This window comes from Lysobacter sp. yr284 (assembly GCF_900107375.1).
In the GTDB taxonomy this organism is placed as follows: domain Bacteria; phylum Pseudomonadota; class Gammaproteobacteria; order Xanthomonadales; family Xanthomonadaceae; genus Lysobacter.
Genome location: NZ_FNPT01000011.1, coordinates 141,751 through 155,178 on the forward strand (window position 1 = coordinate 141,751; position 13,428 = coordinate 155,178).

Below are 13,428 nucleotides of genomic sequence, written 5' to 3' on the forward strand. Positions count from 1 at the left end.
GCCGCCGCTGCGGCCACAAGCGAAGCGCCGCGTCCGCTCATGTCGAATCGCGGGCCACTCGCCTAAACTCGCGGCTTTCCCGGGAGCCTCGCCATGCGCCGCAATCTGTGGCCGATCGCCGTTATCGCCTTGATCGGCCTGTGGGCCTGGAACCAGTTCGGCCACCGCCCGAGCGCGGACGTGTCCGGCCCGGTCGCGGTGGCCGACGGCGCCCGCACCGCGCCGTCCGCGCGCGGCGAGTCCGCCTACCCCGCCTTCCTGCCCGCCGAAGCCCACGACGTGCTGCGCCGGATCGCCGCCGGCGGCCCGTTCGAGCATCGCCAGGACGGCAGCACCTTCCAGAACCGCGAGCGCCGGCTGCCGCCGCAACCGCGCGGCTATTACCGCGAGTACACCGTGGAGACGCCCGGCTCCGGCGATCGCGGCGCGCGCCGCATCGTCACCGGCGGCGATCCGCCGTCGCAGTACTACTACAGCGACGATCACTACCGCAGCTTCCGCCGCTTCGAAGCCCCCGCCCAAGGAGCCGCGCGATGAGCGCCACCGACCCGCGCGAACTGCTCGCCGATCCGGCCCAGGCCGGCGCCTACTTCATCGACGCGCGCGACGGCCAGGCGCTGGCCGACGCCGCGACCGAGCTGGGCTTCGCGCTGGCGCGGGTCGACTTCGCCGGCTGCCGCGACAAGGACGACGCCCTCGCCCGCATCGCCGCGGGCCTGCGTTTTCCGGCGTGGTTCGGCGGCAACTGGGATGCGCTCGACGACAGCGTCAACGACCTGTCGTGGTGGCCGGCGCCGGGCTACCTGCTGCTGATCGAGCGCGCCGGCGCCTGGCAGGCCGCCCATGCCGACGACGCGGCGACCCTGGTCGAGATCCTCGGCGACGCCGCGCAGGACTGGGCCAAGACGCGGGTGCCGTTCTGGGCGCTGCTGCCGCTGCCGGAAGCGGAACTGGCGCAGATGGCGCCGTAGCCCGGAGTTGCGCGGGGAGCTGAGCGGAAGGCGTCGGGGCTCAAGCCCCTCCCACAAGTGCCGAAAAGCGACGCGGCATCGGCCGGCCCCGCAAGCGCGAGGGCCCGGCCACCGCTACGGCCCGGCGCTGCGCTCTGGCGGGAGGGCCTTCAGGCCCGACGCGCTTGTTCCGGATCGCCGCGACAACAACGAACGCGACGCCCCGAACGCTCAGCGCTCGTCGTCCTTCTTCTTGAAGTCGACCTTCTCGCCGCCGCCGTCGGACTTCCACTCCGTCTGCACCTTGCGCTCGCACCACGTCGGCGGCGTCTCGCCGGGGCGCAGCGGGCCGCTGGCGCATTCGGGCCGGGCGTCGACCGCGGCGTTGGTATCGCGATACGACACCCCGCCGCAGGCGCTCAGCGCGGCGGCGAGGACGGCAACGGCCAAGGCGGGCACGATCTGCATCGGGGTTTCTCCTGGAGGACCGAACGCGACGATGCCGCCGCGCGCCGCCGGCCGGCCTGTGCCATCGGTCAGGTGGGGAGCGGCGCGGTTCAGGCGGCCGCCTCGGCGGTGCCGGCCACGGCGGGCGGCTCGGCCGACGCCGGCGGCACCCGCGCATAGCGCCAGGCGATCAACCAGCCCAGCGCCAGCAGGCCGGCGGCGATGAACCACGGCACGCCCGGCAGGTGCACCGGCGCGTGCGGGCCGATGAAGTAGCCGAAGCTGCCGGCGTACAGCCCCGGCCCGACCACCCCGGCCAGCGCGATCAGGCTCATCAGCGCGCCCTGGATGCGGCCCTGCGCGTCGGCGTCGACCTGGCGGGTCAGCAGCGCCTGGGTCGCCGGCGTGGCTATCGCCCACAGCGCGCTGATCGGCAGGCCGAGCAGGAACAGCCAGCCGTGGTCGGCCAAGCCGTAGATCACGAAGCCGACCACGCCGCAGGCCAGGCCCAGCAGCAGGGTGCGGCGTTCGCCCAGGCGCGCCACCGCGCGTCCGATCAGGGCGACGTTGACGACGACGTTGAACACGCCCACCACCAGCAGCGTCCAGCCGACCTCGCGCAGGCCCCAGTGGTACTGGTAGTCGGCGAACAGCACGAAGATGCTCGGATAGACGTAGTGGGCAACGTTGGCGACGAACACCACCGCGGCCAGGCCGAACACCTGCGGATAGCGCTTGAGCAGCAGCAGCGAGCCGAACGGATTGGCGTGCGCCCAGTCCAAGCGCGCGCTGCGCCGCTGCGGCGGCAGCGATTCGGGCAGCACGAACAGGCCGTAGAAGAAATTCAGCAGCGCCAGCCCCGCGGCGAACCAGAACGGCAGGCGCAGGTCGACCTCGCCCAGGTAGGCGCCGATCAGCGGCCCGATCACGAAGCCCACGCCGAACGCCGCGCCGATCATGCCGAAGCTCTTGGCGCGCTGTTCCGGCGCGGTGATGTCGGCGATGTACGCGTTGGCGGTGGTGAAGCTGGCCGCGGTGATGCCGGAGATGATCCGCCCGATCAGCAGCAGCGGCAGGCTGTTGGCGAGCGCCATCAGCAGGAAGTCCAGGCCCAGCCCCAGGCACGACAGCAGGATCACCGGGCGCCGGCCGTAGCGGTCCGACAGGCTGCCCTGGATCGGCGAGGCCAGGAACTGCACCAGCGCGAACACGGTGCCGAACAGGCCGACCCAATACGCCGCGCGCGCAGTGTCGCCGTCGACGAACTTCTCGATCAGGTGCGGCAGCACCGGAATGATCAGGCCGAACGACAGCACGTCGATCAGCACGGTGACGAAGATGAAGACGAGCGCAGCGCGGCGCGCGCCCGGTGCGGGAGCGGAAGCGGAGGTCATGGGGTTCGGCGGCCGGCCTGGAGACAGTGCGTGGGATGCTCGTCGCGCAGTTTAGCGCGCGGCCCTGGCGCGGCCATGGACGAATGTCATCGCGGGATGGTTTCTGACGTTACTAATGCCGTCACGAATCGACGATTTTTCCTTGACGATGAATTACTTACGAAATCGCTTGTGAGCGCGTGCGCTCACAAGCGCGACGCCGCGCAAATCTTGGAATTTCCGCGCCCGCAGACGAATTGCCGCATCGCACAATTTGTGCTTTAGTCGGGACACGCTCGGTTTCCAACGCTGCGGTGCGGACGAAAGTCTTCGCCAGCGGTGGACGGTCTCCGCGCGAAACGCCACCAGACTTTAGCGACGTCGCCAACGCGACGCGCGTTGCGGACCCCACAGGAAGCGAACTCCAGGACACAGCCGACGCCGGAACCCGACGCCATGCCGCGCAGCGCGCGGCAGCGTCCCGACCGAGGCAGGACGAGCCGACACAACGCGCTGCGGTAGCGAGCTAGCGATCCACGGAACACCTTTCGTCCCGGAGATGCGATGCAAGCCAGGCAAGAAAGTCCGAGCCATCCGAACGCCGCTCGCGCGGAATCGCATGGGCTCTACGATCCTCGCGACGAGCGCGACAGCTGCGGCTTCGGGCTGATCGCGCAGCTCGACGATCGTCCCAGCCGCGCCCTGGTCGACCGCGCCCTGGAAGCGCTGTCGCGCATGACCCACCGCGGCGGCGTCGCCGCCGACGGCCTCAGCGGCGACGGCTGCGGCCTGCTGATCCGCCATCCCGACGCGTTCTTGCGCCTGATCGCGCGCGAAGCCAACATCCGCCCGGGCGCGCACTTCGCCGCCGGCCTGGTGTTCCTGCCGCACGACGCCGACGCCGCCGCGCGCGCGCGCGACACCCTCAACGACACCCTGCGCAATGAAGGCATGCGGGTGACCGGCTGGCGGGCGGTGCCGACCAACTTGGAGGCCTGCGGCGAACTCGCGGGCAAGACCATGCCGCGGATCGAGCAGGTGTTCGTCGACGCCGCCGCGCCGTTCGATCCGGCCGCGTTCCAGCGCTCGCTGTTCCTGGCCCGGCGCCGCGCCGAACAACGCCTGCACGAGGAGCGCGACTTCTACGTGGTGAGCCTGTCCTCGGCCAGCATCGGCTACAAGGGCATGGTCCTGCCCGACCGGCTGATGCAGCTGTATCCCGACCTGCAGCGCGCCGAGCTGGCCGCCAGCGCGGTGGTGTTCCACCAGCGCTTCTCCACCAACACCACCCCGCGCTGGCCGCTGGCGCAGCCGTTCCGCCTGCTCGCCCACAACGGCGAGATCAACACCATCGCCGGCAACCGCGCCTGGGCGCAGGCGCGCGCGCACGCCTGGCGCACGCCGAACCTGGACCTGCGCGAGTTCGAGCACATCGTCAGCGTCGACGGCTCGGATTCGCAAAGCCTCGACAACATGCTGGAAGTGCTGCAGGCCGGCGGCATGGACCTGCTCAAGGCGATGCGCATCCTGATCCCGCCTGCTACTCAATCACTTGAGTACAAGGACGCCGACCTCGCCGCGTTCTACGAGTACTACGCGCTCAACACCGAGCCGTGGGACGGCCCGGCCGGCATCGTCACCTGCGACGGCCGCTACGCCGCGTGCACGCTCGACCGCAACGGCCTGCGCCCGGCGCGCTGGCTGCGCTCGCGCGACCGCCATTTCCTGATCGCCTCGGAAGCCGGCGTGTGGGAACTGCCGGCCGAGGAAATCGAAGCCAAGGGCAAGCTCGGCCCCGGCGAGATGATCGCCGCGGATCTGTATCAAGGCGAGCTGCTGGATTCGGAAGCCATCGACCGGGTCAACCGCGCGCGCGCGCCGTACAAGCGCTGGCTCAAGCAGGGCATGACCTACCTGCACAGCGAGCTGATCGATCCGAACCTGGCCGCCGAGCCGTTCGACCACGAGACCCTGGCCGGTTTCCAGAAGCTGTTCCAGCTGACCCGCGAAGAGCGCGAGCAGGTGCTGCGCCCGCTGGCCGAGATCGAACAGGAAGCCACCGGCTCGATGGGCGACGACGTGCCGATGGCGGTGCTTTCGCAGCAGGTGCGGCCGCTGTACGACCACTTCCGCCAGGCCTTCGCCCAGGTCACCAACCCGCCGATCGACCCGCTGCGCGAGGATTGCGTGATGTCGCTGGCGACCCAGATCGGGCGCGAAGGCAACATCTTCGTCGACGGGCCGAACAACGTCGGCCACATCCATCTCAACTCGCCGGTGCTGGCCCAGCGCAAGCTGCGCCAGCTGCTGGCGATGGCGCCCTACGACCAGTCGCACCGCTACATCGACCTCAACTACACCGCCGAGGAAGGGCTGCAGGCGGCGCTGTTGCGGCTGTGCCGCGAGGCCGAGGACGCGACCCGCGAAGGCATCGTGCTGCTGATCGTCAGCGACCGCCGCCCGCGCCGCGACGCGCTGATGATGCACGCGCTGCTGGCCACCGGCGCGATCCACCAGCACCTGGTGCGGATCGGCCTGCGCTGCGAGGCGAACCTGATCATCGAGACCGGCACCGCGCGCGACCCGCACCACTTCGCCTGCCTGATCGGCTTCGGCGCGACCGCGGTGTATCCGTACCTGGCCTACCAGACCCTGCACGACCTGGGCGCGCGCGGCATCCTGCGCACCAAGCACGGCGAGGTCGCGCAGATCGGCCGCAGCTACCGCCGCGCGATCAAGAAGGGCCTGCTCAAGATCATCTCCAAGATGGGCATCGCCACCATCGGCAGCTACCGCGGCGCGCAGCTGTTCGAGATCATCGGCCTGGACAGGGACGTCGTGGACCTGTGCTTCGCCGGCACGCCCTCGCGCATCAGCGGCGCCGGCTTCGAACTGCTGCAGGGCGACGACGAAACCCTGGCCGACATCGCCTGGAACCCGAACCGGCTGCCGGAGATCGGCGGCCTGCTCAAGTACACGCCCGGCGGCGAGTACCACCTGTTCAATCCCGACGTCGTCACCCGCCTGCAGCGCGCGGTCGGCAGCGGGCAGTGGAGCGATTGGCAGCACTACGCCGAAGCGGTCAACGAGCGCCCGACCGCGGCGCTGCGCGACCTGCTGGAACTCCAAGCCGATCCGTCGCGCGCGATCGCGCTCGACGACGTCGAGCCGGTCGAAGCGATCGTGCGCCGCTTCGACTCGGCCGCGATGAGCCTGGGCGCGCTGTCGCCGGAAGCGCACGAGGCGCTGGCGATCGCGATGAACCGGCTCGGCGGGCGCTCGAACTCGGGCGAAGGCGGCGAAGACCCGGCGCGCTACCGCAGCGACAAGGTCTCGAAGATCAAGCAGATCGCGTCCGGCCGCTTCGGCGTGACCCCGGAATACCTGGTCAACGCCGAAGTGCTGCAGATCAAGGTCGCCCAGGGCGCCAAGCCCGGCGAAGGCGGCCAGCTGCCGGGGCACAAGGTCAACGAACTGATCGCGCGGCTGCGCTATGCGATGCCGGGCATCGGCCTGATCTCGCCGCCGCCGCACCACGACATCTATTCGATCGAGGACCTGGCGCAGCTGATCCACGACTTGCGCCAGGTCAACCCCGAAGCGCTGATCTCGGTCAAGCTGGTCTCGCACGCGGGCGTGGGCACCATCGCCACCGGCGTGGCCAAGGCCGGCGCCGACCTGATCACCGTGTCCGGCCACGACGGCGGCACCGGCGCCAGCCCGCTGTCGTCGATCCGCTACGCCGGCACGCCGTGGGAGCTGGGCCTGGCCGAGGCGCGCCAGGCGCTGATCGGCAACGACCTGCGCGAACGCGTGATCCTGCAGACCGACGGCGGGCTCAAGAGCGGCCTGGACGTGGTCAAGGCGGCGCTGCTGGGCGCGGAGAGCTTCGGCTTCGGCACCGCGCCGATGATCGCGCTGGGCTGCAAGTACCTGCGCATCTGCCACCTCAACAACTGCGCCACCGGCGTGGCCACGCAGGACAACGCGCTGCGCCGCGACCACTTCACCGGCCTGCCCGAGCGGGTCGAGAACTTCTTCCGCCTGCTCGCCGAGGAAGTGCGCCATTGGCTGGCCGCGCTGGGCGTGCGCACGCTCGGCGAAATCGTCGGCCGCACCGACCTGCTGCGCCAGCGCGACGGCGACAGCGTGCGCCAGCAACGCCTGGACCTGTCGCCGCTGCTGGCCGGTTCCGGCCTGGCCCACGGCGGCCATTGCGGGATGCCGGCGCCGCCGGCCGGTCCCGAGGGCCTGGCGCTGCAGCTCGACACCGACCTGGCCGCGGCGATCGCCGACAAGGCCGGCGGCGAGTACAGCTACAAGATCCGCAACACCGACCGCAGCATCGGCGCGCGCCTGTCCGGACGCATCGCCCGCGCCCACGGCGACCGCGGCATGAACGACGCGCCGCTGACCCTGCGCTTCCAGGGCACCGCCGGCCAGAGCTTCGGCGCGTTCCAGGCCGGCGGGCTGCAGTTCGAACTCACCGGCGAGGCCAACGACTACGTCGGCAAGGGCATGGCCGGCGGCCGCATCGTGCTGCGTCCGCCCGCGGGCGTGCGCTATGCCGCGCACGAAACCCCGATCCTCGGCAACACCTGCCTGTACGGCGCCACCGGCGGCGAACTCTACGCCGCCGGCCGCGCCGGCGAACGCTTCGGCGTGCGCAACTCCGGCGCCACCGCGGTCGTGGAAGGCGCCGGCGATCACTGCTGCGAGTACATGACCGGCGGCGTGGTCGCGGTGCTCGGCCGCACGGGGTTGAACTTCGGCGCCGGCTTCACCGGCGGCATGGCCTACGTGCTCGACGTCGAACGAGATTTCGTCGACCGCTACAACCACGAGCTGATCGACATCCTGCGCATCTCCGCCGACGGCTTCGAGCACCACCGCTCGCACCTGCACGACCTGCTGGAGACGCACGCGGCGCTGACCGGCAGCGCCTGGGCGCGGCGCATCCTCGACGAGATGCGCGACTACCTGGGCAAGTTCTGGCTGGTCAAGCCGAAGGCGGCGAGCCTGGAATCGCTGGCCGAAACCCTGCGGAGCGCGGCGTGATGGCGCGCGCGGCCGTTTTGCTTCGCACCGCGTCGGCGACGCGGACGACGACGACACCCACCGAGGCGACGACGATGATCCGAATTACCAGCGAACGCGGCACCGCTTCGGTAAAACCGCTTGCGTCGCCGGTATTCGACGCCTCCGCCGCCGTGTGTCGACAACGCCATCGAGTCCAACAAGCATGAGCAAGAAGCAAGTCTTCCAATTCCGCGACGCCCCGCGCGAGATGCCCTCGCGCATCCCGCTGCAGCTGCGCCTGGACGGCGACTGGGGCGAGTTGTACGGCCGCTTCGCCGAGGTCGAGGCCAAGAAGCAGGCCGGCCGTTGCCTGGATTGCGGCAACCCCTACTGCGGCTGGGCCTGCCCGCTGCACAACTACATTCCCAACTGGCTCGAACTCGCGCGCGAAGGCCGCCTGCACGAGGCCGCCGCGCTGTGCCACGAGACCAATCCGCTGCCCGAAGTCTGCGGCCGCGTGTGCCCGCAGGACCGGCTGTGCGAAGGCAGCTGCACGCTCAACGACGGTTTCGGCGCGGTCACCATCGGCGCGGTGGAGAAGTACATCGTCGACAACGCGCTCGCCGACGGCTGGCGGCCCGACCTGTCGGCGGTGACCGCCAGCGGCCATCGCGTCGCGATCGTCGGCGCCGGCCCGGCCGGGCTCGCCTGCGCCGACCGCCTCGCCCGCGCCGGCATCCAGGCGGTGGTGTTCGACCGCTACGAGCACATCGGCGGGCTGCTGCACTTCGGCATCCCCAGCTTCAAGCTGGAAAAGTCGGTCATGGCCACGCGCCGCGAAGTGCTCGAAGGCATGGGCGTGCAGTTCCGCCTCGGCGTCGAGATCGGCCGCGACATCGGCTTCGATGCGCTCATCGCCGAATTCGACGCGGTGTTCCTGGGCCTGGGCACGTACCGCTACACCGATGGCGGCCTGCCGGGACAGGACCTGCGCCAGGTGCTGCCGGCGCTGCCGTTCCTGGTCCAGAACGGGCGGCTGGTGCACGGCGAAGGCGACAGCGCGCGTTCGGCGCCGATCGCCGGCTGGGAAGACCACATCGAACTGCCCGACCTGCGCGGCAAGCGGGTGATCGTGCTCGGCGGCGGCGACACCGGCATGGACTGCGTGCGCAGCGCGGTGCGGCTCGGCGCGGCGCAGGTGAGCTGCGTGTACCGCCGCGACGAGGCCAACATGCCCGGCTCGGCGCGCGAAGTCGCCAACGCGCGCGAGGAAGGCGTGCAGTTCCTGTTCAACCGCCAGCCGCTGGAACTGCTCGGCGACGGCGAGGCGGTACGCGGCGTGCGCGTGGCCCAGACCCGCCTGGGCGCGCCGGACGCGCGCGGCCGCCAGCGCGCCGAGATCGTCGAAGGCAGCGAGGAAACCCTGGACGCCGACGTGGTGGTGATCGCCTTCGGCTTCCAGCCCGACCCGCCGGCGTGGCTGGCGCAGCAGGGCATCGAGTTGGCCGACAACGGCCGGATCAAGGTGCTGGCGACCAGCGAAAGCTGCGCGACCCGGCGCAAGGCCGCGGCCGGGCTGCCGTACCAGACCGCCAACCCGAAGGTGTTCGCCGGCGGCGACGCGGTGCGCGGCGCCGACCTGGTGGTCACCGCCGCGTTCGAAGGCCGCGAGGCGGCGGCGGGGATCGTGTCGCTGCTGCGCGAGCGCGCGCCGCTGGCGGCGACGCGCGACGCCGCGCTGGCCAGGACCGGCTGAGCGCAGCGCCGTCGTCGCTTCGTCCCGGCACCGCCCTGGGCCGCGCTACACTCGCGCGGCCGCAGGCGGCGCGCCGCTGGACGCCGAAGGATGCGGCGCGGTGCTCACCTACAAGGAACGTCCGATGCGAACCGCCTTACCCGTTGCCGCGCTGTGCCTGGCCATGCTCGGCGCCTGCGCGCGCGACGAGCGCCCCGCCCCGTCGAAACTGCCCGATGCGGCGCAGGCTCACGCGGCCCTGGCCGATATGTTCGGCGACCCTTCCCTGCTCGAAGGCGCCAGCGTGATCCTGGGCACCTGCGTTGCGGCGCTGGAAGCCACGCACGCCGGCCAGACCGCCTGCACCGTCAAAGTGCAGACCGGCGCCGGCTCGTCGGAGACCCAGGCGGACTTCTACTGGAACGGCGAACGCTGGGTCGCGATGCCGAGCCAATCCCAGGACAAGCTGCCGTTCCCGGATCCGAAGCTGAAATGAGGCCCAGGGCCGATGCGGCGACGCGCAACGCCTTCGGCGCCCGGCGCCGGGAATCGAACCGGGCGCTTTCGGCATCGTGGGCAGAGCCCGGCGACTTCAGCGCCGCAGGTAGATCCGCACGGCTTCAGCGCCGCGGATAACTCCGGGCGGCTTCAGCGCTGCGGGTGAATCCGGGCGCCTTCAGCGCTGCGGTTAAATCCAGGCGCCTTCAGCGCTGCGGGTAACTCCGGGCGGCTTCAGCGCCCGGGGCCCACATCGATGAAGCGCAGGAACTCGGCGCGGGTGCGCGCGTCGTCGCGGAACATGCCGAGCATCTTCGAGGTGATCATGCTGACGCCGCGCTTGTGCACGCCGCGCGTGGTCATGCACTCGTGCGCGCCTTCGACCACCACGCCGACGCCGAGCGGCTGCAGCACGTCCTGGATCGACTGGGCGATCTGCGCGGTCATCTTCTCCTGCACCTGGAAGCGGCGCGCGTAGGTCTCGACTACGCGGGCGAGCTTGCTGATGCCGACGACCTTGCCGTTGGGCAGGTAGCCCACGTGCGCCTTGCCGATGATCGGCGCCATGTGGTGCTCGCAATGGCTCTCGAACTCGATGTCGCGCAGCACGATCATCTCGTCGTAGCCGGCCACTTCCTCGAAGGTGCGCGCCAGGTACTCGCGCGGATCGTCGTCGTAGCCGCTGAACCAGTCGCCGTAGGCGGTGACCACACGCTTGGGCGTGTCGAGCAGGCCTTCGCGGCGCGGGTCTTCGCCGGCCCAGGCCAGCAGGGTGCGGACCGCGGCCTCGGCTTGCTCGCGGCTGGGCTTGTCGGGGGTGTCGGCCATGGGATGGGCCTTGTGTGTGCTTGGGGGGACCCGAATGCTATCAAGCCCGGCAAAGCCGGTGGGGGCTCGGGCAGGATCGGCAAGCCCAGGAGGCCAGGACCGTCGGGAACCGGGGACGGGCTTCGCCGGGCACGCTCGCTGCGCAGCCACGCTCCGCCGACGCCTTTGCCTCGCCTCGTCGCTGGTTTCCCCCGCTCAAAAAAAAGGTCGCCCCACTACGGGCGACCAGTCGGCTCCCCGGGGGAGAGAGCGCCGGGGGAGCGGTGGGCCGGTGCGCGTGATGTCAGCGCAGGGGCCGATCGAGCGCGTGGGGCAGGTTGCGTTCGATGTGGTGCCAACCGTCGCGTACCGCCTCGCGCGCTTCGGTCCAGTGCAACCGCGAGGCGGCGCGGCAGTGGTTCCATTCGCGGCCCAGCGCTTCTTCGACTTCCTCGAAGCGCCGCCCGCCGCAATGCAGGTAACGGTCGTATCCGTAGCGATACGCCGGTTCGTAATCGGGCCATTCCCGGCCGGCGCTGTAGTACGGGGCGAAGCGGAATTCGCGATGGAAATGCTCGCGGTATTCGCCCGGGTCTATCGCCTGCACGAACGCCGCCGCGCCGACCTCCGTTTCGTCGTGATTGCTCATGGCTCGCATCGACTTGCTCATCTCCGTGGACCAAGCTAGGCCCTGACCGATGCAATGCAGGTGAAGATCGGCGATGCGGCTTAAGACGTTCAGCCTGGATGCCGCCAAGCCGCCCGAGATCGGCTCAAGGCCTGCATTGCGTTAGTTCCACGTGAGGAAGATTGCGCTGCGGCCGTCGCAGCCGCCGCGACCGCGCGCGCTCATTCGGCCTGCAGCACCACCGCCACGTCGCGGCCGCCGCCCTGGGCGGTGCTGACCGCGTTGCGTCCGGCCGCCGCGGCGTGGCGCAAGGCCAGCCGCGCGCGCTCGAACAGCGCCGGCACGCTCTCGCCGCGTTGCGACATGGCCAGGCCGATGCTCACGCTCATCACGATCTCGTGGCTGTCGATGCGGAACGGGCGCTGGGCGAAGGTCTCGCCGATGCGCCGCGCCAGCATCTCGCTTTCGGCGCGCTCGCATTCGCTGACGATGCCGAAGCAATCGCCTTCCATGCGCGCGATGGTGTCGTCCGGACGCAGCACCCCGCGCATGCGCGAGAGCGCCTGTTGCAGCAGCGCGTCGCCGACCGCGCGGCCGTAGCGCGCGTTGACTTCGGCGAAGCCGTCCAGGTCGACCAGCAGCAGCGCGTAGTTGTTGACGTTGAGGCTGCCCGGCGACGACCAGGCCTGCAGCATCTGCTCCAGCACCTGGGCGTTGAGCGCGCCGGTGAGCGGATCGCGCTCGACCGACTGCCGCGCCAGCAGCACGATGCGGTGGCGGTTGGCGGCGTGCTGGCTCAACGCCAGCGCCAGCACCGCCGATTCCAGCACCGCGGTCAGCGCCAGCCCGCGCTCGGCCCACTCGGCGTCCTGCAGGCCGAGGATGTTGGCCGCCAGCGCCGCCGCCAGCACCAGCATCGGCGTCCAGCCCAGCAGGTAATAGCCCGCGTACGGCGCGCCCTTGCGCCAGGCCGCGACCGCGATCACCAGCATCAGCGGCACGCCCAGCAGCAACAGCGCGTTGCCGCCGATGTACCACCAGCCGTAGACGTGTTCGCGCAGCAGCAGCAACACCAGCAGCCAGACGATGTTGGCCCACTGCACGATGCGCAGCACCCAGGTCGTGCGCGGCATCAGCCGCGGCAGGTCGAGGAAGCGCACGCTGAAGCCGAGCTGGAAGATCGTCGCCAGGGTCGCCAGCGCCCAGCCCACCGCCGGTTCGTTGGCCATCCCGGCCAGGCCCCACATTTCCGAGGCGTCGCCGGAGCGCAGCAGCAGGTAGGTGGCCATGCACGCCAGGTAGGCGCCGTAGCCGAGGTAGACGAAGTCGCGGAACGCCACCCACACCCCGACCATGGCCACCGCCATCAGCATCATCGCGGTGAACGCGGCGGCCATGAAGCGCGCGTCGCCGCGCTCCTGCCGCGCCAGTTCGGGAATGCTGGCGAAGCTCAGGCGCATCTCGCTCATCGCCGCGCGGCCCTGGATGCGCACGTAGGCCACCGAGGAGGTCGGCCAGCCGTTCGGCAGTGGCAGCACCCAGCCGCGCCGCATCAGCGGCACGCCGCCGTGTTCGGCGTCCTCGATCTCGCGCGCGGTGCTGACCCCGGGCGGGTAGTACAGCAGCGGCCCGGACGCGCGCAGCCCGCGCACCACCAGGATCTGGCCGTCGCCGGGCTTGATCGTGCGCTGGCTGGTCAGGCGCAGCCAATAGCCTTCCTCGCGCCGCGGCAGGCTGAAGCGGATGGCGTCGGTCGGGCGCTCGGCGACCAGGCTGCGCAGCACCGGCGCGCCGATCGGCGGGGTCTGCAGGTCGGTCTCGGTGAGCAGCACGTCGACCTTGAGCGATTGCGCGGCCGCCGGCATGCCCGCCAGCAGCGCGCACAGCAACGCGATCGTCAGCGCCCACACCGCCTTGCGCATGTCCCGGCCCGCTCCCGCCTGCGAAGAGAACGTCGAAGTCTAGCCGCTG

10 protein-coding genes are annotated in these 13,428 nt (G+C 70.8%); 5 read left to right on the plus strand and 5 right to left on the minus strand.

What is annotated here, in order from left to right:
- Positions 1-93 precede the first annotated feature (93 nt).
- The gene (locus BLV01_RS16575; protein WP_091802104.1) at positions 94-537 is read left to right on the plus strand and encodes a guanyl-specific ribonuclease; all 444 of its coding nucleotides are present in this window, start codon (positions 94-96) and stop codon (positions 535-537) included.
- Positions 534-971, plus strand: a complete 438-nt coding sequence (locus BLV01_RS16580; protein WP_091802107.1) for a barstar family protein — start codon at positions 534-536, stop codon at positions 969-971. Before BLV01_RS16575 ends, BLV01_RS16580 begins: the two co-directional genes overlap by 4 nt.
- Before the next feature lie 210 nt (positions 972-1,181).
- On the opposite strand, the gene BLV01_RS16585 is transcribed toward BLV01_RS16580, so the two are convergent.
- On the minus strand, positions 1,182-1,418 hold the full coding sequence (locus BLV01_RS16585) for a hypothetical protein (RefSeq protein WP_091802110.1): 237 nt from the start codon (positions 1,416-1,418) through the stop codon (positions 1,182-1,184).
- An 89-nt stretch (positions 1,419-1,507) separates the two neighbouring features.
- Complete coding sequence (locus BLV01_RS16590; protein WP_091802113.1) at positions 1,508-2,791, minus strand: TCR/Tet family MFS transporter; 1,284 nt, start codon at positions 2,789-2,791, stop codon at positions 1,508-1,510.
- A 543-nt stretch (positions 2,792-3,334) separates the two neighbouring features.
- On the opposite strand from BLV01_RS16590, the gene gltB reads away from it, so the two are divergent.
- The 3 genes from gltB (at position 3,335) to BLV01_RS16605 (ending at position 10,020) form a co-directional block, all read left to right on the plus strand.
- Complete coding sequence (gene gltB, locus BLV01_RS16595; protein WP_091802116.1) at positions 3,335-7,828, plus strand: glutamate synthase large subunit; 4,494 nt, start codon at positions 3,335-3,337, stop codon at positions 7,826-7,828.
- A gap of 184 nt (positions 7,829-8,012) precedes the next feature.
- Entirely contained in the window at positions 8,013-9,545 is a 1,533-nt protein-coding gene (locus BLV01_RS16600; RefSeq protein ID WP_091802119.1) for an FAD-dependent oxidoreductase, read from the plus strand.
- Between the two features lie 124 nt (positions 9,546-9,669).
- Complete coding sequence (locus BLV01_RS16605) at positions 9,670-10,020, plus strand: hypothetical protein (protein WP_091802174.1); 351 nt, start codon at positions 9,670-9,672, stop codon at positions 10,018-10,020.
- A 236-nt stretch (positions 10,021-10,256) separates the two neighbouring features.
- Here BLV01_RS16605 and folE read toward each other — a convergent pair whose 3' ends face one another.
- From folE to BLV01_RS16620, 3 genes are all read right to left on the minus strand, one after another.
- Positions 10,257-10,850 (minus strand): GTP cyclohydrolase I FolE, encoded by a 594-nt coding sequence (gene folE, locus BLV01_RS16610; protein ID WP_091802121.1) that lies wholly within the window; start codon positions 10,848-10,850, stop codon positions 10,257-10,259.
- A gap of 283 nt (positions 10,851-11,133) precedes the next feature.
- A complete protein-coding gene (locus BLV01_RS16615; RefSeq protein WP_139178781.1) occupies positions 11,134-11,478 on the minus strand; it encodes a hypothetical protein in 345 nt (114 codons plus the stop codon).
- A gap of 200 nt (positions 11,479-11,678) precedes the next feature.
- Positions 11,679-13,379, minus strand: coding sequence for a sensor domain-containing diguanylate cyclase (locus BLV01_RS16620; protein WP_091802128.1), 1,701 nt, complete (start codon positions 13,377-13,379; stop codon positions 11,679-11,681).
- Between the last annotated feature and the right edge of the window lie 49 nt (positions 13,380-13,428).

Coding starts and splice junctions, on each gene's coding strand:
- folE (WP_091802121.1), bottom strand. CDS start 10,850: ATGGCCGACACCCCCGACAAGCCCAGCCGCGAGCAAGCCGAGGCCGCG.
- gltB (WP_091802116.1), top strand. CDS start 3,335: ATGCAAGCCAGGCAAGAAAGTCCGAGCCATCCGAACGCCGCTCGCGCG.
- BLV01_RS16590 (WP_091802113.1), bottom strand. CDS start 2,791: ATGACCTCCGCTTCCGCTCCCGCACCGGGCGCGCGCCGCGCTGCGCTC.
- BLV01_RS16600 (WP_091802119.1), top strand. CDS start 8,013: ATGAGCAAGAAGCAAGTCTTCCAATTCCGCGACGCCCCGCGCGAGATG.
- BLV01_RS16615 (WP_139178781.1), bottom strand. CDS start 11,478: ATGAGCAATCACGACGAAACGGAGGTCGGCGCGGCGGCGTTCGTGCAG.
- BLV01_RS16605 (WP_091802174.1), top strand. CDS start 9,670: ATGCGAACCGCCTTACCCGTTGCCGCGCTGTGCCTGGCCATGCTCGGC.
- BLV01_RS16575 (WP_091802104.1), top strand. CDS start 94: ATGCGCCGCAATCTGTGGCCGATCGCCGTTATCGCCTTGATCGGCCTG.
- BLV01_RS16585 (WP_091802110.1), bottom strand. CDS start 1,418: ATGCAGATCGTGCCCGCCTTGGCCGTTGCCGTCCTCGCCGCCGCGCTG.
- BLV01_RS16580 (WP_091802107.1), top strand. CDS start 534: ATGAGCGCCACCGACCCGCGCGAACTGCTCGCCGATCCGGCCCAGGCC.
- BLV01_RS16620 (WP_091802128.1), bottom strand. CDS start 13,379: ATGCGCAAGGCGGTGTGGGCGCTGACGATCGCGTTGCTGTGCGCGCTG.